This window comes from Aeromonas sp. 62-46 (assembly GCF_001898585.1).
In the GTDB taxonomy this organism is placed as follows: Bacteria; Pseudomonadota; Gammaproteobacteria; order Enterobacterales; family Aeromonadaceae; genus Aeromonas; species Aeromonas caviae.
The window spans coordinates 152,960-173,516 of record NZ_MKUI01000003.1; the positions used below are offsets into that span (position 1 = coordinate 152,960).

Genomic DNA, 20,557 nt, shown 5'->3' on the forward strand with positions numbered 1-20,557 from the left:
CCTCCAACGGGTAACAGGCTGACCTTAGCACAGGAGCAAGAGGCGGCCCATTCGCCCTTGGTCTTAGGCCGATGGGAGCACAAAGCTCGCCATGGGCGCGAGATCCAGCCTGGCAAAGACCATCTCCCGTCCTGTCACCAGGGTAAGCGGCAACCCGAGCCCCTTGAGCAGAGCCAGCATGGGGCGATTCTGGCCGAGCACTTCCGCCGTCCACTCCCGGATCCCCTCCCCGTATGCCAGCCGCGCAAGCGCCAGCAGGATGCGACGCCCGGCGCCGCGATGCTGAAAATGATCCGCGACGATGCAGGAGAACTCGGCCCTGTCCGGGTGCAGGCGCCGGCGAACGGACTGGGCCATGGCAAGCGGCCCCCCCTGCTCGTCGGTCAGCAGCAATCCTATCTGGGGTTCTCTGGGGTAGTCGAGAAAGAAGGCGAGCTGCTCGGCCGTCGCAGGCTGCTTGGCCCGCATGAAGCGCAAATAGACGCTCTGCTCGCTCAGGGCGTCATAGGCCGCGCTTATTCGCTTCGGGTCGCTGCCCGCCAGCTCCTGCAAGCGGCAAGTCAGCCCCCCCACCACCATCGTCATCGGCAAGGCGGCCCGTGAGGCGGGAGCCGTCCAACCCGACATTCCCTGCCACAAGCGCGGCTCATCGAGCGGCCAGCAAAGATAGCGAGCCATTTACCAGCGCCCTGCCACGCCGCGATCCTGCCACTGGGCGGCATCCTGCAGGTTGAAGGGGTCGTCGAGGTAGAGCGCGATGCCAAGCTCCCGGGAGCGCTGGATGAAGCGGGCCAGCAAGGAGTCGGCAGCCATCGCCTCCAGTTCGGGCAGCAGGTGTTGCCCGAGCAGCAAGGATTGCAACGGCAGACGCTCGATGAGATCAAACGGCAGGTGCTGGGCATGATCGAGCAGCAGCGCGAGTCTGGCCCCCGCGAGGCTCGCCTGCAGCACCAGGGCGAAACGGTCCGCCTGGCTCAGCAGGTGATCCCGTCGGTGGATGACCAGGGTGAGTTCGCTTGCTTCTCGTCCATGCTGCTCGAGCCAGAGCTTGAGCGGCTCCCAGTGAGGGGAAAGACCGCTCAGGCTCAGCCAGATCGGCAGCGTGCAGGAAGCCGCATCTGCCAGCAGCCCAAGCTGTCCTCTCGCCTCTCCCTGCCAGCTACGCACGGTGCGCTTGAGCCCGCCCAGCCTGCGCTGACGCTGGGGGCCAAGATAGAGCATCTTGAGCAGACGCAGCAGATCGTCGCTTTGCAGCGGCTTGGCCAGGGCGGCCAGCACGTTGAAACCCGCATCGTGCAGGAGACGCCGGGCGCCGTCTATCAGGGTCTGATCATGAGCGGAGAGCAGGATGATGGGCAGACCGCTGTGGCGATACTGGGGATGGCTCATCAGCAGGCTGATGGCATCCTGCTCCGCTAGGCTGAGATCACAGATAAGCAATCTCACGCCCCCCTCTTCCAGCGCCTTGAGGCACCCTTCGCCATCCTGAACCCAGTGGCAGGGCAACCCCAGTCCCTGGATCTCCTGCTGAATGCAGGCTCCCTGGAAGGGGTGATCTTCGAGCAGCAGGATCTGGCACTGGGCGAGCCAGGCACGCCACCCCTGCTCCCGTGCCTGCAACCCCTCGAGCCAGGGATCGCTGAGGCGATAGATCCCCGCCCCGGGAGCCAGCAGATGAGGCAGATAGTCGGCCCCCTGATGAGAGGCAGGATCAAACAGGGCGATGGCCCCGGCGGCAAACAGCCCTTCCCATTGCCAGCCGGCATCGGGTCGGGTGCGGTGCAGATTGGCATAGGCCGGCAGGCCCGCCCCCTTGACCGCCTGATGGGAGACGGCGTCCAGGGCATAGACGCTGACCGGGTAAAACGTTGGCTCCTGGCTGTCATCAGACTCCAGCAAGGCCATCAACTCTTCATCTGTGATGATCATGTCATGCTCTCTCGCCCAGTTGTCGGCAGACCTCTTCCACGCACTGCCTCAAGGCGGCTCCAAGGGGATGTCCGGGGGCCTCCTGCCAACGGTCGATCACCTCTACCAGGGGGGTAGCCCCCACCATTTTGGCGGCCCCCTTCATCTTGTGTAAAGCCGTATTGAGGGCCTTCTGGTCCCCTTGTGTGACACACCGCTCAATGTCGGCCAGATCCTGGTGAACCGATGCCAGATAGATGTCAACGAGGGCCGGGCTGAGGGACACGGGCAGGGAAAGGGCTGCCGTTGGCTGCGGTGCCTTCCCCCCGTCATGGGGGCCAAAGACGGTACGAAGCAGTACGGCCAGATCCCTGAGCAAGACGGGTTTGTCCAGATGGCCCTGACAGCCGCATTCCGCCAGTCGCTGCGCCGCCTGCTCGCTGAGATCCGCGGTGATCACGTAGACGGGTAGATGCTGCCAGCGTTCATCGGCGTGCAATTGCCTGCAGAGCTCGGCGCCGTCCATCACCGGCATCTGCAGATCCGTCAGCACCAGATCCACCGACTCCGATTGCAGGATCTCCAGTGCCAGACGGCCATTGGCCGCGCTCAATACCCGGGCCCCCAGCTGACCCAGCTGCATGCTGATCAGCATTCTGTTCACTTCGTGATCTTCTACCAGCAGCACCCGCCTGCCTGCCCCCGGCAGGTCTGTGATCTCCTCGGCGCCACGGACGAGTCTGGGCTGCAGCAGGCTGACCACGGAGCCCGGGATCCAGGGTTCCCCCTGCCAGTACCAGGCGCGCAAGCCCCCATCGTCCTGCATGGCCCCAAGGCAAGGTGCCGCCGGATCCTCGGCCACGCCAAACTCTGCGAGCCAGGCCCGCATATATTCGAGCTCCCCGGGCAACAGTTGCAGGGAGACCGTCTTGACGCGCGGTTGCCAGGGCGCCTTCTCCTGCGCATGCCTGAGGGGCAAGGAACAGAGGAAACGGCTGCCCCCGCGAGCCAGAGGTTCAACCCGGATCTCGCCCCCCATCTGTTCCATCAGCTGACGGCAGATGGCCAGCCCAAGCCCGGTCCCCTGGGCTCTGGGCTGGCCAGGCTCCTCCCCTTGCTCGAAGGGCTGGAACAACCGGGGCAACAGTTCGGCACTGATCCCGGGCCCCTCGTCATCCACCCCGCACAAAATCCACTCCCCTTGCCGCCGGGCCCAGAGCACCACCTCTCCCCGCTCGCTGAACTTGATGGCGTTGGAGAGCAGGTTGTGCAGCACCTGTTGCACCCGGTGGGGATCGAGTTCCATCAAGGCGGGCAGCGCCGGGTCGAGCGCTAGGCGCAGTTGCAGATGGCGGGATCGCGCCTTGGACCAGTGCACCGCCGCCACGTGCTCGCACAGCTCCACCAGATCCGTGGGCTGTACGGAGAGGCGCAACTGACGCGTCTCGTTGCGGCTGAAGTCGAGCACGTCGTTGAGCAGCCCGAGCAGTTCATTGCCCGCCTGCCTGACATGGGCCAGAGCCGAGGCCTGCTCTGCATTGAGTCCGGTCTGCTCGAGCCACTCCAGCAAGCCGAGCATGGCGTTCATGGGGGTACGGATCTCGTGGCTAACGGCGGCCAGGAAGCGCCCCTTGGCAAGCACGGCCTGCTGGGCCTGCTCGTGGGAAAGCTGCAGGGAGTGCTCCTGCTCCACCCTGGCCGTCACATCCTGCACCACCCCGTAGATCCGCCACCCCTCCCCCTGACGGCGCCCCCTGCCGGAAAATTGCAGCCAGCGGGTTCCCTTGGCGGGGTGCTGATAGCGCAGCAGATGGGAGAAAGGTCGCCCGGCTTGCAGCATGGCCAGCATGGGGGCTCGCATCTCGCGCCTGTCCTGGTGGGAGATGCGAGTCAGGGTCTCGTTGGGATTGACCCGGATCTGCTGGCTCGCCAGCCCCAGCAGTTCGTGACTGCCCCGGCTCACAAACTCCACCCGGGTGATGGCTCCCCCCAGCAGGGTGAATTGCAGCACCACACCGGGCACCGTATTGGTGAGGGCGCGCAGGCGCCGCTCTGCCTGACGCAGCAGGCGGGTACGCTCGCGCAGGGCGCTGATGTCGGAGAGGGCGATAAGATCCCCTGCCGGTGCCTGGGGGCCCAGTCGCAAGGGAATCTGGGCATAGGAGTAGACCTGCTCGTGCAGCGCCAGCTCCCCTTCGGCGCCCTGCAACTGTGGCGCGGGCAGCACCAGATCGGCGGCGTAGCGCGCCTCCATGCGCTTGGCCCGCTTGTTGCGCTTGATCACCTCCCCCTTGTCATTGCGCAAGAACACGGGAACGGGGAGCGCCTGGAAGAGAGACTCCCTGAACTTGCTTTCCAGCGCCAGCGCCTGCTCTACCTTGTGACGCTCGCGGGCCTCCTGGGCCAGTTGCTGGCGGGAACGCCAGACTGACCAGATCACCGCCATGCTGATCAGCAGTGCCAGCAACACGGAGCCAAGCCAGAAACCGTAGCTGACCCCTTCCTGCTGGTTGACCACCAGGCGACGCCAGCGTTGCACCAGCTCGTCCACCTGCCGATCATTGAGGGTCATCAGGCTCTGATCCAGCACCCCTGCCAGGCTGGTCTGTTCCGGCCGGATGGCAAAACCGAGACCGAAACGCTCCGGCAATTCGGTGATGGTCAGCTCGCTCAACTGGTTGTTTCGAATGGGATATTGGAGCTGGTACAACTCCGCCAGCATGGCCTGGGCATCCCCATGCCGCACCGCCGCCAATCCCTGCAGCAGGTTGTCGGTCACCTCCCACTCATGCTGGCCGAACCGGGCAAGCAGGCCGGGATCATAGAGCATTCTCGGGACCACCACCTTGCCACTGACGTCCGCGAGGGAGGCAGGCCCCCTCTTGCTGCGACTGACCAGAGCATAGCGGCTGGTCGCCACCATCCGGGTGAAGTTGAACTCCTTGTTCAGGGCGGCGGACTCCATCAGCCCGACCATCATGGCGGCATCGCCACTGCGCAGCAATGCCAACGCCTCCTCCCGGCTGGCGGCGGGCACCAGCTCGAAGCGCAGCCCTGTCTGCCGACTCACTTCCCGCAAGACATCCGCACTCCAGCCAATGAGCTCTCCCTGCTGGTTGACACCGCTGTATGGCATGAAGCCGGGATCCGCCACCATCTTGATGGTGTGGGCCTTGCCGACCAGCCAGGCCTGCTCCTTGTCGGTAAAATGCAGAGGATTCACATCCTGCTCACCCTGAGGCAGATACTTGCCCAGATCCCGGTAGAGACTGCCCGGCGGCAAATAGCGGATGGCCGTATCCACCAGCTCGAGCAACTCGGGCTGGTTGCGCATCATCAGCCGGTAGCTGATGACCAGATCGTCGCTGCGAAGACGGCGAAGGCGCAGCCCTTCATCCGGGAATTCCCGCATCAGGTAGCGCAGTTGCAGATAATCGCCGAGATAGGCGCTGCCCTTGCCGGCCACCAGGGCACCATACCAGTTCTCAGCATCGGTCAGCAGTTGCTGGGATGAACCAGGATAGAGACGCTTCAGGGTCTCCTGGGCCTGCCAGATGGGTGACACCAGAAACTGCGCCTGATCGAGCTCACCCCGATAGAGGATGGCGGACTCCGCTTCCATCATGGCGCGGCTCAAGACGGTATCGCTCGAGTTCGACCGGGCAGGCCCGACGTGAGGAATGAGATCGCAGCGCCCGTTCAGCAGATCCTGCGTCATGACTGCCCAGCTCGGCCGCTTCTCGAAGCGCACCGGTACCGGCAACAGCTCTGCCAACCGCGTCATGCGATCGATGAGCAGGCCCCCCTCCGCCTCCAGATAGGGAGGACGTTGCAGGGCCGGGTAACAGAAGGTCAGTCCGGTGAGCGAATCGGCATAAGCCTGGGCATCCGGTGACAGCGGGAGTATGGCGGCACGCAGTGGCAAGGCCAGCAGCGCGCCGGACAACAGAAGGGTTTTTATCATCGGAATGGAAAAGCCAGGCGATTGCCTGGCTTTTTGTCACTCGTTGGGTTCAACATTTTCTACCCTGGCCTTGAGCTTCTGGCCGGGCCGGAAGGTCACCACGCGACGGGCGCTGATGGGAATATCCTCCCCCGTCTTGGGGTTGCGTCCGGGACGCTGGTTCTTCTCGCGAAGATCGAAGTTACCGAAGCCGGAAATCTTGACCTGTTCGCCACGCTCGAGCGCCTGTCTGATCTCCTCAAAGAAGGCTTCCACCATATCTTTGGCTTCACGCTTGCTCATCCCGAGCTGGGTGAACAGGTGCTCTGCAATGTCGGCTTTGGTAAGCGCCATAGATCAATCCCTCAAGGATGCATTCAACTCTTCACCGAGGGCCCGCACGACATTGTCCACGGTCTCGGCGATCTCTTTCTCCTCCAGGGTGCGCTGGGTGTCTTGCAACACCAGGCTGATGGCCAGGCTCTTCTTGTCCTCTGCCATACCAGCGCCCTGGTATACGTCGAACAAGTTTATTCCAACTAACTGATTTCCGCCAACTTTTTTAATTACTGCGAGAACGTCGCCTGCCAGGATCTGTCTGTCAACCACCACGGCGATGTCGCGACGGTTGGCCGGGAACTTGGATACTTCGGCAGCAACCGGCACCTTGGCCGGCGTCAGTTTGTCCAGCTCCAGCTCGAACATGACAGCGCGGCTCTTGAGCCCCAGCTTCTTCTCGAGGCTCGGGTGGATCACGCCGATGTGGCCGATCACGACGCCATTGCGCAGAATGGCTGCGCTCTGGCCCGGATGCAGGGCACTGTGCTCGGTACGCTCGAAGGTGAAGGTAGCCCCTTCGGCGGTCAGATCCAGCACCGCTTCCAGGTCACCCTTCAGATCGAAGAAGTCGACGGGACGGGCCTTGACATCCCAGTGCTCGTCCCCCTGGTTGCCGGTGATGATGCCGGCAAGCATGGGCTCCTGACGGATGCCGTTCTCGGCATTCTCGTCCTTGATGAAACGCAGGCCCTGCTCAAACAGGCGCACGCGTGGCTGCTGACGGTTCTGGTTGTAGACCACCGCCTGCACCAGACCCGGGAACAGAGAGACGCGCATGGCGGACATCTCGACCGAGATCGGGTTCGGCAGCACGATGGCATCGCTCTGCGGGAACAGGGTCTGCTGAGCCTTGGGATCCACGAAGCTGTAGGTGATCGCTTCCTGGAAACCGCGGTCAACCAGCAGGTCGCGCACCCGCTTCAGGGTCACCTGCCCTTCAGCCTGCTCCACCATCGCCAGGGAGGCGGCGGGTTTCAGGTTCGGGATGTTGTTGTAGCCGTAGATGCGGGCCACTTCCTCGATGAGGTCTTCCTCGATGGCGATGTCAAAACGCCAGGAGGGGGCCAGTGCGGTCCAGCCGTCAGTATCTACGGTTACCTGCATGCCCAGACGAGTCAGAATTTCGACCACCTGCGCATCCGCTACGCTGATGCCGATCACCTTGTCGAGCTTGGTGCGGCGCAGCTTGATGGGTGCCGCTTTCGGCAGATGGGCATCGGATTTGACTTCGATGACCGGACCCGCTTCACCGCCGCAGATATCCAGCAGCAGACGGGTGGCACGATCCATCACCTTGGCCTGCAGCTCGGGATCCACCCCGCGCTCGAAGCGGTGGGAGGAGTCGGTGTGCAGACCGTAGGCACGGGCACGGCCGGTGATGGAGAGCGGCGCGAAGAAGGCGCACTCCAGCAGGATGTCGGTGGTGGTCTCGGAGACACCGGTGCGATCGCCGCCGAAGATGCCGGCCATGCAGGCAGGGCCTTTGGCATCGGCAATCACGAGCGTGGTCTCTTTGAGCTTCACCTCGTTGCCATCGAGCAGGGTCATGGGCTCGTCGGCCTTGGCGCGACGCACCACCAGTTCCCCTTCAAGCGTCGCCAGGTCGAAGGCGTGCATCGGCTGGCCGTATTCCAGCAGCAGGTAGTTGGTGATGTCAACGATGGCGTCGATGGAACGAATACCGCCACGGCGCAGCTTCTCCTGCATCCAGAGCGGGCTCTGGGCGTGCAGGTTCAGCCCCTTGATGACACGGCCCAGATAACGGGGGCAATCTGCCGACGCTTCAACCCGGATCGGGAAGGTTGCATCGATAGTGGCAACGGCTGGCGCCCAGGTCGGCTCGACCACGTCCACGCTGTTGAGCACGCCGATTTCACGGGCAAGACCCGCGATGCCGAGGCAGTCGGCACGGTTCGGGGTCAGATCCACATCGATGCTGACGTCGTTGAGCGCGAGGTATTCACGGATATCGGTCCCGATGGGGGCATCCAGCGGCAGTTCGATGATGCCATCGGCTTCGACGTCGATGCCCAGCTCGCTGAAGGAACAGAGCATGCCGTGGGACGGCTGGCCGCGCAGCTTGGCTTTCTTGATGGTGAAATCACCCGGCAGGGTCGCCCCGACCTTGGCCACGCACACTTTGAGGCCGGCGCGGCAGTTCGGCGCACCGCAGACGATGTCCAGCAGCTCGGCCTCGCCCACATTGACCTTGGTCACCCGCAGCTTGTCGGCGTCCGGGTGCTGGGCGCACTCGACCACTTCACCCACGACCACATTGTTGAACTGGCCGGCCACCGCTTCCACGGCGTCCACTTCCAGACCGGCCATAGTGATCTGCTCGGCCAGTGCATTGTCACTCAACTCGGTGCGGACCCACTCCATCACCCAGGATTTACTGAATTTCATGTTCTCTCGCCCTTACTTGAACTGCTTGAGGAAGCGCAGGTCGTTTTCGAAGAAGGCACGCAGGTCATTGACCCCGTAACGCAGCATGGTCAGGCGCTCAACGCCCATGCCAAAGGCAAAGCCGGAGTATTTTTCCGGATCGATGCCGACCGAACGCAGCACGTTCGGGTGCACCATGCCGCAGCCCAGCACTTCCAGCCACTTGCCGTTCTTGCCCATCACATCCACTTCGGCGCTCGGCTCGGTGAACGGGAAATAGGAAGGACGGAAGCGAATCGTCAAGTCTTCCTCGAAGTAGTTGCGCAGGAAGTCGTGCAGGATGCCTTTCAGCTCGGTAAAGCTGGCATGTTCGTCAACCAGCAGGCCTTCGACCTGGTGGAACATCGGGGTGTGGGTCATGTCGTAGTCGTTACGATAGACACGGCCCGGTGCGATGATGCGGATAGGCGGCTGCTGATGTTCCATGGTGCGGATCTGCACGCCCGAGGTGTGGGTACGCAGCATCAGATCAGGATTGAAGTAGAAGGTGTCGTGATCGGTACGCGCCGGGTGGTGAGCCGGGATATTCAGCGCATCGAAGTTGTGGAAGCCATCTTCAATCTCGGGACCACGGGCAACCTTGAAGCCCATCTCGCCAAACAGGCGCTCGATGCGCTCGATGGTACGGGTCACCGGGTGCAGACCGCCATTCTCGATGCGGCGGCCCGGCAGGCTGACGTCGATGGTCTCGGCGGCCAGCTTCTGGTTCAGCACGGCGACCTCGAGGGCTTCACGACGCGCGTTCAGGGCATCCTGAACCTGCTGCTTGGCCTGGTTGATCACGGCGCCCGCGGCGGGACGCTCTTCAGCGGACAGGGCGCCCAGGCCCTTCATCTGCTCGGTAAAAAAGCCCTTTTTACCCAGATATTTGACCCGGATTTCGTCAAGGGCGGCGATGTCGCTTACGCCCTCAATTTCGGCCTTGGCCTGGCCGACTACTTCTTCAAGCTGTTGCATGTCTTCCTCGTCACCACTCCCGGAACAGGAGCCTTTAGGCTAAATAAGGTCAAGAGGGGAATAATACAAAAAAAGCCCCTTGGCTGACCATAGTTATGACGGGCTTTTCTCCCTGCAAATCATTTTGTTATATGGAGGAAGCCACAAGCCAGATGCAACAGGATTGAGACAAGCGTTGTTTGTTCTAGTTTGTTGGCATATGGAAGGATAAAGCATTCATGAACGTGGCATGCTACCTGCCAACGCTCAAAAATGAGCAACAAAAAAGGAGGCCTGAGCCCCCTTTCCATGTCTAATGAAAACAACAACATAGATAAATATCAATGAGTTACGAGCGACCACAGGGTACATCAAAAGCCCCGTGACGACCCTGTTTGGGGCAATTTGTGGACACTTCATCATGCGGCAGGTAGCAGGTTTTCCAGCGGGTTGAAGCGCACCGCATCGCTCAGATAGTCCGGTGCGAAGTGGGCATAGGTCATCGTTTGCTGGATGTTGTGGTGGCCCAGTATTTTTTGCAGCGCGAGGATGTTGCCCCCGGACATCATGAAGTGTGATGCAAACGTGTGCCGGAACACATGCACCGCCTGCCCTGCTGGCAGATCCGGCGCCACGGTCTTGAGCACGTCACGCACCAGCAGATAGTCGAGGTCACGAAACAGCGGACCCCGGTTCACCCCGTTCGTTATCTCTTGGCACAGCTCGGCCGAGATCGGTACGGTGCGGTTTTTGCCATTCTTGGTGTTGATGTAGGTCACCCGGCTGGCCAGCACATCTTCACGGCGCAGATTGGCTGCTTCACTCCAACGCGCTCCCGTGGCCAGGCAGAGTTTGACCACTTTCAGGTTATCCCCAGTTAGCGCAGCCAGAACGTCCTTGATCTCTTCCTGGGTCAGGTAGCCCATCGACCGCTCAACCAGTTTGACCTTCTTCATCTCTTTGAGCGGGTTCTCGTGGTGGTAGTGACCGAGATCGGTGAGCACCGAGAACACCCCGCCCAGCATCTCCTGCTCGCGATTGACCGTCTTGGGTTGGCGGCCAGCCTGCAGACGCTGCGCCCGATACTCGGAGAACAGTGCCCGGGTCACCTGTCTTGCCAACGGGTGGCGCAACGCGGCATCGATATTGTGGAGTTTCTTACGAACCGCCTCCCCTGCTTTCAGGGTCTGGCCATGGTAGCGCCACCAGAGTTCGATAAGCTCGGAGAGCGGCCGGTTGTCTGCCGGGCGGTCCACCCACTCTTTGTTGTGCTCGGTGGCGATCACCCACCGCTCGAACTGCTGAGCCTCGGACTTTGTCTTGAAGCGCTTGCGGATCCGCTTGCCCTCCCTCCCCTGCGGGCGGATATCGACCAGGTACCCCTCGGGCGTGGACTTGATGCTCATCGCCCTGCCTTATATAGGAAGGCGCTCAACCATCCCCGCAGCAAACACATCAACACAGCTCCCAACCATTGCACTCTCACTGACATCCCTCCACCATCGAAACACTGTGATTTTATACAGCACCTTATGGGGTTTGGAAGTGTTTAACTGGGGTTAAGTCAAACATCGTTGAACAGAAAATGATTGGATCTACCAATGAAATCGAAAGCGGAGCCAGCTATCAACCGACCCCTCCCTTAACACTCCTATTCAATACCCTTTTTATCCAGAGTGAACACTAAACACTTGAATGGCAGCTTTTCATCTTTTATGAAGAACTAATTATGCACTTTCGCAGAATTAGTCGCTTCGATACCAAATATTTATTAGCACAGTCTATTTTTAACTTTACTTTGACTTCAAATCCTTACCACTTTTCGCTTGCATAGCTGCTTTCAATATTTCAACTAAATGGTCTGGTGATATCTTCTTCAAAAAATCCTCTATTGGCATAGATGATTCAGTTTTATCATACAGTCTAACCGGGTTGTCAGAAAAATGGTTTACAATGTTGTGGAGTAAATGTGCATGCATCTGATCATTCTCCTCCCCTGTTTCTGATTTATATCCATGATATGCTTTTGCCACAGCGCTTTTGTATCTATAATCCTGTCTCAGTTTACTGGTATGGTTATATTGCCGACCAGAAAACCATGCAAGCCACAGCATCGGTGTTATCAAGAAAACTCGACTTAATAATTGAGGGATGGTTAAACTTTCAGCCCCTTCGACATAAAACACGATACCAACAGAAAATATAACACCCAAAGATATAAATAACCCTACACCCCAAACCCAAAGAGGTTTTATTAACTCTTGAGATATTTTCTCAAATGTTCCAGCCATAGCCTCTCTATTTGTCCTTCCATGTATATCTTTTGCTGAATCCAATAGAGAATTTGCTTTCTTCAAAACCTCCTCGGAATAACTCTCGTTAATATTAGTACGTTTAATTAAGTCCTCTATATTCTTTGCGTAGTAATCGTTAACGTTGCTGTATTCAGACTTTAGTGATGATAGTTCATCAGCCTTTTTCTCCATTAAAGCAGAGAGAAATTCACTAATCTCGACTTTAGCATTTGCTTGAAGTTCTGTTGCTTTCTTTTGGACTGTTGATAATACACTTTCACTTAATGAATTTTTATTTTCTTCAATTAATCGTTCATGTCTCGATGCATGATAAGACACAATACTTGCACCAATTATTCTGCACATGTCATTTTCAATATTGAAATTAACCTGCCTTAGACCGTTATCGAGCGTAATTTCAGTGCGACTTTTGGGTAGCTCTTTAGCAAAATCTGGAAGTATGTTGAAAAAGAAAGTAATAAAAGCAACATCAGCCTCCCTTGAGTACATATATTCTTGATTTCCAAACCACCCTAAACGCGCTTTAAATATATGTCGATTATCATCATAGCAGCAGTTCTTAAATGCAATTACGGCTGTCCCAATAAACTCATCGATAAGTGCTAGAACTCTACTGTAGGATGCACCCTCTTTATACAAATGAAATATGACTTCATCTAGAAGATCAAGTGACTCTTTTTCATCCGTTTTGAATAGGTTTTCATCCCCTTGTTTTATGGTAAAGTAAGTTCTTACTAAATAAGCCAGCTCTTGCAATTTATATTGCATGAAGAAGGAACCATCAGTTCTAAAATTATTTTCACCAGTGCCTTCTGGAAGATCGGTACTCATTATCACGATAGTTATTCCCTAACCTATATGATACTTTTCAAAAATCTTTATGCCCTACAGATATCACTTTCTCAAATGTTCAATAAAGTTCAGACGCAATCCGAACCCAGTCTTCTTCATTGATGATCTGAATATCCTGCCCTTTTTCCTTCGCTTTAATTGCTGCTTCAATCTTGCGGCCATGGCTGGTGAACATCCAATCGCGGCTGGCCAGGCTGCCCACGATCAGCACATCGAGATGCGTAGTAACCCCCTTCACTGGGGAGGCACCAAGCAGCTTGGCTTGCTGCTCTAAATTGTGACGGGTATCGGAGAGAAACTTTCCTGTGAAGCAGACTGTCTTGCCTCGAAGACTCATCACATTGCCATCGGCAAAGAACTCGGTCGCCATCCCAGCCGCAAGACCTGATTCTGTGAAGCGCTGCCCGGAAATCTGTTTCACCAGTTCCAACAGATCTTCGCGCTCGTCTTCGGTGATTTCGCCATCTGCCAGAATATCGTTGAGGCGGTTGAACAGCAGACTACCTGGCCATGAGGCCAACAAGTCACGATGCTTGAGCAACAGCGCTCTAAGAGCATGCACCTCTTGTTCCACGATGTTGCTGTCGGCACTGATGCCTTGCAGGAAGCCGAGCAACATATTGACCAACGCATCCATGTTGTCGTGCTCAATCTCGTTGTACTGCAGCACATCATTGAGCAGGTTCAGTAGGTCTTCTTTCTCATCGGCTGTGATGATCCCATCTTCGAGAACGTCGTGGATGAGATCTTGAATATCGAGGAAATCACCATCTTTTTTGAACTCGGAGTCTGATTTCAACCAAGTTGCCATAAAGAGAACTTCAGTGTCGTTAAGACGCTGATCGGCAGTGAGGCCGCTCAAGATACCGTGAAGACTGATCAGTGCTTTTTGCTTATTGCGCTTGTAACCAAATGACATTGGCACATCATTGAACTCTGACATGTTTTCTCCCTAAAACGTCTCTGCCGCTCAAGCATGTCGTCCATTGTTATGTGAGTCTGGGCGTGTCTGTAAGCTGGCAACGGATATAAAAACAGGGCGCATTAGCGCCCTGTTTGTCTTTTTCTATATGATCTGTGTTCTACCATCACGCCGATGATCTGGATGTGCTGCCGGTCGGAGTGCATGGTGGGGTAATCGTCGTTGAGGGGGACCAGTTCAAACACCTCTTGTCCGCTCTCGTCGATGCCTCGGGGCCGGTACTTCTTGAAGGTGGCCTCTTCGCTGCCGTTCCTGGCCACGACGAAATCCCCTGGTTGGGGCGCTTCGTCGGGGTCAACGATGATGAGGTCGCCTTCTTTAAAGAAGGGTTCCATCGACTGGCCACGCAACCAGAGGCCAAAACCACAAGGGCCGACATCCACCCCCGCCGTCACATACTCGACGTTGCCATCGAAGGCCGTGGCCTGTTCACACATCTCGTGCCAGTGGCCGGCCTGAACATAGCTCAGCACTGGCACGCGCGTACCTTGCGGGATCACGGCCGGTTCGACGTTGTGATATCCAGGCATCACTTCTGGTGCAGGCTGTGCCCTCGCCTCCCCGTCGCCAGTCAAAAGCCAGTCAACAGTGACCCCCAGCGCTGCCGCTAAATCATTGAGATAGCGACCCTTTGGCTGGTTAAGTCCCGACTCCCACTTGCTAACAGACGCATGGGAAATACCAACACGTCGGGCAAGCTCAGCCTTACTCATTTTCTGTGCCTGCCGACTGGCAGTTATGCGGTCATTGATCGTTTCCATGAAACCTAAGTTACCACTCCAAAATCGCACTTAAGTATCAAACTCTCTTGACTCCCGTTTATTACATAAGTTACGCTTCGGCTATATATGATCCTTAAGTTATATTTTGTGAGGTCGAGAATGCAGAAACATGACGTCTTAGAACACTTCGGCAGTATCACTGCCATTGCCAGGGCTATTGGGATCTCTCACGCCGCTGTCAGCAAGTGGGACGAAACCATCCCCCAAGGCCGCGCCTACCAGATCGAGGTGCTGACCGGCGGCAAATTGAAAGCCGGCGCGCACAGCACCCCGCAACAACCCACCCCCTGTGTTTGAACCCCTGAGAAGGATTCACCATGGTTACTCGAATCAAACCCATCCGTATCCCCAGCGATGTGAGCCAGTTGCCGCTTGATTACCCCTTTGGCAATCGCGTCAGCGAAAGCCTGGAGGAGTATGCCAAACGCCAGGGCATGAGCCTGGGGGCTATCAAAAAGCGCGCCGATCGCGGCCAGTTGCCCATTTTGCAAGACGGCCCGGGCGCTCCTCGCGAGGTCAACCTCTACGCCCTGTTCCTGCAGGCCCGTTATCAGGCCGAGCGCTACGTCACCATGACGCTCGCGTGAACCTGCAAACACCATAACGGGTCAAGGAGAAGCTCGCATGTTTACCGAATACGCCAGCAAACATCCGCACTGGATCAGCGCCTGCCAACGCTTTGCGGCCAGTCACAACATGGCCGAGATCGCCCAGCGGGCAGGCATGAACCCACAGCTCCTGCGCAACAAGTTAAACCCCGATCAGCCCCACGAACTGACGGTGGCCGAGCTGATTGCCATCACTCAGGCGAGTGAGGGCGATGAAACCCTGTTCGATGGCGCCCTGTTTGGCTGTGGCTTGACGGCTGTTGCCATCCCCGAGCGGGAGAAAGCCCCCAGCCTGGCCCATCAGGTGATCGATACCACGGCCAGGGTGGCCGGACTCGGCGCACAGGCACTGAAGGTGGTGGAGAGCGGCCGCGTGACCAAGGGGCAACGCAATGCACTGGTCGGTGCGGCGACGGCAGCCATGGGCAACCTCGCCATTCTGATCACCGAGATCGAGCACAAATACCAAGCCATCCCCTCTCTGTCTTGTGCGCTGGATATCGCGCGCATGGCGGCCGGGGCTTAGGAGATTTCATGAGACTGATTTGCCCCCACTGCGGAGCCCGCGCCAGCACCCGCACTTCCACCCGGATGAGCCCGCTGTGCGGCATTGCCACTTACCAGTGCAGCAATGTGGAGTGCGGCCACACCTTCAAGGCGGGGTTCGAGATCATCGCGACCATCAGCCCCAGTGCCATGCCCAACCCAGCCATTGTGCTGCCCATGGTCCCACGTAGGGCGAAGGCAGTAGCCCAGTGAGTCACTGGGCGCCTCAACTCAGCCCCAGGTAAAGGAGAAACCACCATGCCACACATCGATCACGAACAACGGAATCTGGCGGGTCTGACACCCGCCGAGCAGATCGCCATGAACACCGCCGGCTGTCAGATCCTGCGGGAGCTACTCGGCAAAACGCGCTCCAGTCTGGACACCGACTGGCTGGCTCTGAGCCAGGCCAAGAAAGCAGCCATCTGTGCCATCGCCCGCCAGCCACGGAGCGAGCTGATGACGGCCACCTTGTCCGCCCTGCCTCACGCACAGCGCGAGGCGGTAAGGATGGCGGTGATTGCACTCGAGTATCAGGGGGAGTTTCGCGGCGGCTGTGACACCAAGGTATGGCACCCGGCGCCAGTGACCAGGGCTATCGGGGATATCGAGCGAGAGAAGAGGGAGAGAGCCGCCAAGCTGCGCATGAAACGCGCCGTCATGGCGGCCAACCAGATGACGCAAAGCGGCCCGCGAGCAATCGGGCAATAAAAAACCCGCTTCGGTGCGCCAACACCAGCGGGCTTTCATCAATCACTTATCGACTAGGAAAATCGACATGCCAACTCTAGCCATTCTCGACACTGTGCGCAACCTGCGCCTGCAAAACCGCAAGCTGGCCCGTGTGGGTCAACGCTACAACTCCAGCCCTGACCTGATCCATGCAGTAGAACGCCCGGCCGCCATGGCCTGGCGTGCGGTCTGGTCATGCGTCAACAGCCGTGGGGGGATCTGATCATGGCCGCCGTTATCACTCGTCATACCGAACCGACCATCAAGGCCGCCAGCGCCTATCTGGTCAGTCGCGGGTACATCAACTGTGGCACCACCTGGCTGCGCGGCAAAAACGGGTACGCCCGTATGGAGCGCCTGAGCTCTGGTTCGATTCGCATCATCGAGGGGGTGGCATGAAAAAACTGTTCCACCCCATCACCCGGCAGGCTGCCCTGGCCGACTTGGCCGATCTGCCGCACCGCATCAGGGCGATGACCTACACCACCAGGCGCGGCCCCGAGGGTCGCAATCTACGTGAGCAGGCCCGCCAGCAACTGCGCTGGCACCAGCTATTCCACACCATGAACCGGAGAGCCCAAGCATGAGCATCGACGCCATTCATATTGCCAAGCGGGCAGAGCGGGCCGTGCTGCCACTGCTGACCGAACTGCTGGCCACCGGCGAGCAGGAAAACCGCATCGCCTTGGGGGAGCTGTATTCCGGGGATGAGTACATCCAGGTGCAACTGGTCGTGACCAGCCGACCTGCGGATCTGCTCGATGACGACTCCGTGATGGGGGATGAGGCATGAGTGACCTGTTTGAACTCGAGCCTCCAGTTGACGAGCTGGGTATCTGCGAAGCTGGCCCCTCTCATCTGCAAGCTCCCGCACCGGTCAGCCAGCTAGCCAAGCATTGGGAAGAGGCCCGCGCTGAATACGAGCGGGCGCGGGTTCTGTGGGCTGATCTCGATGCATCTGAGCTGTTGGCATTGGGCGCCATCCGCGCCGTGTACTGGCTGGCGCTGGGGAGCGGTGAAGTCACGCTGGCGAGAGAAATGGCCGAGTGGTGGGCAGACTGCGCACCAATTCACGGACTGGGGGAGATCATCAAATGAGCCACCGCCTGATCTCCGACCTGCAAAACCGTGTGGATAGGTGGTTCGATACCCTGATGGGCGACGAGTCCCGCCTGCGCAGCTATCAGCGCGACCTGCTGGCAATGCGCCAGCTATCCCCCCGCCCCCGCTGCACGGTATCCCTCACCCTGCGCCAGTGTGTCGCAGCCAGAAAGATGGCGAGGCATGCCCGTCATGCTCTGGCCTCCTGCCGAAAAAACATCAAAGAGCTGTCGGGTCCCCATCACCAATGAACCATCAGAACAACACAGGGCCAGCCGCCGAGGCTGGCCAGTTTGGTTTTGCGATCAGCCGTCTGCCGCCGCCGAAACGAAACCAGCTACCGCTGTCGAAAAAGACCCTCAAGACCCGCATCGATGCCCTTGCCAACGCCATGCCGGGCACCAAGCTCGAAGCCGCCTTTGTGGGCGCCCCTGGTGAATCCGATCTGGTCTGGGCGGTGCAACTGCTCGATGGCCTCTCCATGCAGTTCACCCAGGTGCTGTTCAAGCAGTACGTGCGCCGCCGTAAAGATGGCACCACTCGCAACTGCCGCAGCGCAAACATCTGGCTGCGGGAACGAGTGAAGTGGGTCCGCTCCCTGATGATGGCCCTGCCGGTCGATTCCCAGCACCTGCGCGACGACGACGGCCGCAAGCGGGTGGCCCACCAGTTCGCCAACCAGACCGCCGCCATCTGGAAGAATATCGAGCAGAACAGCACCGCCGGTGAACTGGATCTGATGGAGACATGGGAAGCCATCAAGCAGCCAGCCGACCAGTGGGGATTTGTCGCCAAGATGCCGGATTTCAAAACCAGAGAGGCTCGAGATAACTGGATCCTGAGCGTCATTGTGCGCCTGCTCTCTGCCAAGTGGTGGGAGAGGCGCGTCAATCGCTGCTGGGATCGCCTGCAGGAGCACATCGCCATTCTGCTCGGCAAAGTGCGCAAGGGCGTCTCCGCCTATGTCTCGAACGCCACCATGAAAGTGGTACGCGAGCGCAAGCGGGCCATGATGCGCTGGCTGGCCGACACAGAAGTGATGAACGGCCAGCATGACCTGGTGATCTCGATGAAGGATTGCTGGGAGGCCAGCGTCTCCAACCCGGTCAACCGCCGCAACGAGATGATGACTCGTATGCGAGGGTTCGAGGACTACGCTGAGAAACAGGGTCATGTGGGGGTATTCTTCACCTGGACAGCCCCGAGCCGTTTCCATGCCTGGAAGACCGGCCGAAACGGCAAGGCCATCGACAACAAGAAGTATGAAGGGGCAACCCCGCGCCAGACCTGTTCATACCTTGCCAAGCTGTGGAGCCTGACCCGGGCTGCGCTCAAGCGAAACGACACGCCCGTTTATGGGTTCAGAGTCTGCGAGCCACACCATGACGGCACGCCACACTGGCACATGCTGCTGTTTATGCGCCCATGCGATCGCAACAAGGTGATCAGCACCCTGCAGCACTACGCCCTGACCGACGACAAGGACGAGCTGGTGCGCGTCCCCATGGCTGCCCCAACCTTTACCGATATCACACCCCGTTTTGACTGGAAGATGATCGACCCCACCAAGGGCGATGCAACCGGCTATCTCGCCAAGTACATCGCCAAGAACATCGACGGCGAGCACGTTGATGGTGATCAGGAATCTGACACCCCTGCTGATCAAGGTGCCCAACATGCTTGCGCCTGGGCCAGTTGGTGGGGGATCCGCACCTTCCAGCAGATCGGCGGCGCCCCTGTCGGGGTCTGGCGCGAACTGCGCCGCATCAGCAACGCCAAGAAGCACGGCGATCTGGTGGGGCCACCCAAGCCGGTACTGCAAGACCCGCGCTTTGAGGCGGCTCGTTTCGCAGCCGATCACGGCATCTTCCGCTGCTACCTGGAAGCCATGGGCGGCGCGATAGCCCCCCGTGCCGATCACCCCATCAAGCTGGCCCACCTCATTGAGGAGCAGGCCAACGCTTACGGCGAAGACATCAAGCGCCTGATGGGGCTGCACACAGCCCGCCTGGGGGTGCGCACTCGCCTTATGGGTTGGGAGGTGGTACCAGCAGGCACCTACGAGGCCACCAAGGCCGCCGAAGGTTCGGCTTGGGGGGTTGGGGTTAAGACGGGCGACAGCCCGGCACCTTGGAGCTCTGACAATAACTGTACGCGGCCGGATCCTGATGCCTTTGCAGACCAGATCATGAGGAAACAATGGGGGTTATCGCCCTTCTCCATCGACCGCTTGCGTGCTGGCGCCAGCGTCAGAGCGGACGGCTTCACCCTCTGGCTGGAGAACGGCCAGGTGCAGTCGAGCCGGGCGATCCCGAGCGAACCGGATTGGCAGCCAGAAGGCCAGATGCCAGCCGAACAGGGCATGCCGGATGAATACGCGGTACCGGACGGAGACCAGGACTGGCCGATGCTGGTTGAGCTGTGCGGCAAGGTCTACCAGGCGCAGGGCCACGCCGGGGCGCACCGCTGGATAGAGATGCTGCCGCAGCCCTATCAGTCAGAGATGTGGCGTGTGCTGGAAGGGCTGGATGCACCGGAGTGGATGCAGGAACAAGACGACTACAGCGAGGAGTGGGTATGAACAACAAGCAGACCGTCAGCCGCGAAGAGTACCGCCGCCTGGATAATCGGGTAACCTGCATTCTTCAGCAGCGCTGGCCAGCCAACGAGATCAGCCAGTGGGTGGGGATGCTCAAGGGCAAACAGCAGGCTGTTGCGTCTGCCATTCTGCGCCGCCGCCACCCTCGCCCCTTATCGCTGGCCCTGCCGGCCATTGCCACCGAAGTTCCAAACCCGTATCAGGCCAAGGCCAGCCGCCCCACCGTGCCGGTGCACTCCGCAGACGGCCGCCCTATTGGCCGCCGCCATAAGGTGAACGGACTCACCCCCGTGGCCATCGACCAGAGCGGCACCATCCGGTGCGTCGTCACTGGTCGCACCCTCTTTATCGCACCGGGAAGCGCCACCGACCGCGCCAACCCGGGCGCCGCCGAGCGGCTCAACCCAACATACCGGCCGGCACTGCACCAGGTAGTGGAGGATCATCGCAGCTAAATGCCAATGGCGGG

The 20,557-nt window shown here is 59.1% G+C and carries 23 protein-coding genes; 13 read left to right on the forward strand and 10 right to left on the reverse strand.

Features of this window, described 5'->3' with window-relative positions; genetic code table 11:
- Positions 1-63 precede the first annotated feature (63 nt).
- The 10 genes from BGO64_RS00830 to BGO64_RS00875 form a co-directional block, all read right to left on the reverse strand.
- Positions 64-678: a GNAT family N-acetyltransferase gene (locus tag BGO64_RS00830; protein ID WP_103261891.1), complete on the reverse strand. Its 615-nt coding sequence runs from the start codon at positions 676-678 to the stop codon at positions 64-66.
- On the reverse strand, positions 679-1,929 hold the full coding sequence (locus tag BGO64_RS00835; protein ID WP_039040767.1) for a response regulator: 1,251 nt from the start codon (positions 1,927-1,929) through the stop codon (positions 679-681).
- A 1-nt stretch (position 1,930) separates the two neighbouring features.
- Positions 1,931-5,854, reverse strand: coding sequence for an ATP-binding protein (locus tag BGO64_RS00840; RefSeq protein WP_286700011.1), 3,924 nt, complete (start codon positions 5,852-5,854; stop codon positions 1,931-1,933).
- Between the two features lie 54 nt (positions 5,855-5,908).
- On the reverse strand, positions 5,909-6,205 hold the full coding sequence (gene ihfA / locus BGO64_RS00845; RefSeq protein WP_005300715.1) for an integration host factor subunit alpha: 297 nt from the start codon (positions 6,203-6,205) through the stop codon (positions 5,909-5,911).
- 3 nt (positions 6,206-6,208) lie between these two features.
- The gene (gene pheT / locus BGO64_RS00850; protein WP_045524898.1) at positions 6,209-8,596 is read right to left on the reverse strand and encodes a phenylalanine--tRNA ligase subunit beta; all 2,388 of its coding nucleotides are present in this window, start codon (positions 8,594-8,596) and stop codon (positions 6,209-6,211) included.
- A 12-nt stretch (positions 8,597-8,608) separates the two neighbouring features.
- On the reverse strand, positions 8,609-9,592 hold the full coding sequence (gene pheS, locus BGO64_RS00855) for a phenylalanine--tRNA ligase subunit alpha (RefSeq protein ID WP_041215128.1): 984 nt from the start codon (positions 9,590-9,592) through the stop codon (positions 8,609-8,611).
- Between the two features lie 398 nt (positions 9,593-9,990).
- Positions 9,991-10,977: a phage integrase gene (locus tag BGO64_RS00860; protein ID WP_286699985.1), complete on the reverse strand. Its 987-nt coding sequence runs from the start codon at positions 10,975-10,977 to the stop codon at positions 9,991-9,993.
- A 387-nt stretch (positions 10,978-11,364) separates the two neighbouring features.
- Positions 11,365-12,723: a hypothetical protein gene (locus tag BGO64_RS00865; protein ID WP_286699986.1), complete on the reverse strand. Its 1,359-nt coding sequence runs from the start codon at positions 12,721-12,723 to the stop codon at positions 11,365-11,367.
- 73 nt (positions 12,724-12,796) lie between these two features.
- Positions 12,797-13,681, reverse strand: coding sequence for a BRCT domain-containing protein (locus tag BGO64_RS00870; protein WP_286699987.1), 885 nt, complete (start codon positions 13,679-13,681; stop codon positions 12,797-12,799).
- A 101-nt stretch (positions 13,682-13,782) separates the two neighbouring features.
- Entirely contained in the window at positions 13,783-14,481 is a 699-nt protein-coding gene (locus BGO64_RS00875; protein WP_286699988.1) for a LexA family protein, read from the reverse strand.
- A 120-nt stretch (positions 14,482-14,601) separates the two neighbouring features.
- On the opposite strand from BGO64_RS00875, the gene BGO64_RS00880 reads away from it, so the two are divergent.
- The 13 genes from BGO64_RS00880 (at position 14,602) to BGO64_RS00940 (ending at position 20,543) form a co-directional block, all read left to right on the forward strand.
- Positions 14,602-14,799, forward strand: a complete 198-nt coding sequence (locus tag BGO64_RS00880) for a Cro/CI family transcriptional regulator (RefSeq protein WP_286699989.1) — start codon at positions 14,602-14,604, stop codon at positions 14,797-14,799.
- A 20-nt stretch (positions 14,800-14,819) separates the two neighbouring features.
- The gene (locus BGO64_RS00885; RefSeq protein ID WP_045526470.1) at positions 14,820-15,089 is read left to right on the forward strand and encodes a hypothetical protein; all 270 of its coding nucleotides are present in this window, start codon (positions 14,820-14,822) and stop codon (positions 15,087-15,089) included.
- A gap of 37 nt (positions 15,090-15,126) precedes the next feature.
- On the forward strand, positions 15,127-15,636 hold the full coding sequence (locus BGO64_RS00890; protein ID WP_104455960.1) for a phage regulatory CII family protein: 510 nt from the start codon (positions 15,127-15,129) through the stop codon (positions 15,634-15,636).
- A gap of 8 nt (positions 15,637-15,644) precedes the next feature.
- Positions 15,645-15,869: an Ogr/Delta-like zinc finger protein gene (locus BGO64_RS00895; protein WP_286699990.1), complete on the forward strand. Its 225-nt coding sequence runs from the start codon at positions 15,645-15,647 to the stop codon at positions 15,867-15,869.
- Positions 15,870-15,914: 45 nt separating this feature from the next.
- Positions 15,915-16,367, forward strand: coding sequence for a hypothetical protein (locus BGO64_RS00900; protein ID WP_286699991.1), 453 nt, complete (start codon positions 15,915-15,917; stop codon positions 16,365-16,367).
- A gap of 67 nt (positions 16,368-16,434) precedes the next feature.
- Positions 16,435-16,611 carry a hypothetical protein gene (locus BGO64_RS00905; RefSeq protein WP_223956668.1) on the forward strand — a complete coding sequence of 59 codons (177 nt, stop codon included), beginning with the start codon at positions 16,435-16,437 and terminating at the stop codon, positions 16,609-16,611.
- 2 nt (positions 16,612-16,613) lie between these two features.
- A complete protein-coding gene (locus tag BGO64_RS00910; RefSeq protein ID WP_286699992.1) occupies positions 16,614-16,787 on the forward strand; it encodes a hypothetical protein in 174 nt (57 codons plus the stop codon).
- Positions 16,784-16,975, forward strand: coding sequence for a hypothetical protein (locus tag BGO64_RS00915; protein WP_223956666.1), 192 nt, complete (start codon positions 16,784-16,786; stop codon positions 16,973-16,975). Before BGO64_RS00910 ends, BGO64_RS00915 begins: the two co-directional genes overlap by 4 nt.
- Entirely contained in the window at positions 16,972-17,181 is a 210-nt protein-coding gene (locus BGO64_RS00920; protein WP_039040893.1) for a hypothetical protein, read from the forward strand. The genes BGO64_RS00915 and BGO64_RS00920 overlap by 4 nt, the downstream gene beginning before the upstream one ends.
- Positions 17,178-17,486 (forward strand): hypothetical protein, encoded by a 309-nt coding sequence (locus BGO64_RS00925; protein WP_286699993.1) that lies wholly within the window; start codon positions 17,178-17,180, stop codon positions 17,484-17,486. The genes BGO64_RS00920 and BGO64_RS00925 overlap by 4 nt, the downstream gene beginning before the upstream one ends.
- Positions 17,483-17,740 carry a hypothetical protein gene (locus BGO64_RS00930; RefSeq protein WP_286699994.1) on the forward strand — a complete coding sequence of 86 codons (258 nt, stop codon included), beginning with the start codon at positions 17,483-17,485 and terminating at the stop codon, positions 17,738-17,740. Before BGO64_RS00925 ends, BGO64_RS00930 begins: the two co-directional genes overlap by 4 nt.
- Positions 17,737-20,070 carry a replication endonuclease gene (locus tag BGO64_RS00935; RefSeq protein WP_502686707.1) on the forward strand — a complete coding sequence of 778 codons (2,334 nt, stop codon included), beginning with the start codon at positions 17,737-17,739 and terminating at the stop codon, positions 20,068-20,070. Before BGO64_RS00930 ends, BGO64_RS00935 begins: the two co-directional genes overlap by 4 nt.
- Positions 20,067-20,543, forward strand: a complete 477-nt coding sequence (locus BGO64_RS00940; protein WP_286699995.1) for a hypothetical protein — start codon at positions 20,067-20,069, stop codon at positions 20,541-20,543. Before BGO64_RS00935 ends, BGO64_RS00940 begins: the two co-directional genes overlap by 4 nt.
- The last annotated feature ends 14 nt before the right edge of the window (positions 20,544-20,557 follow it).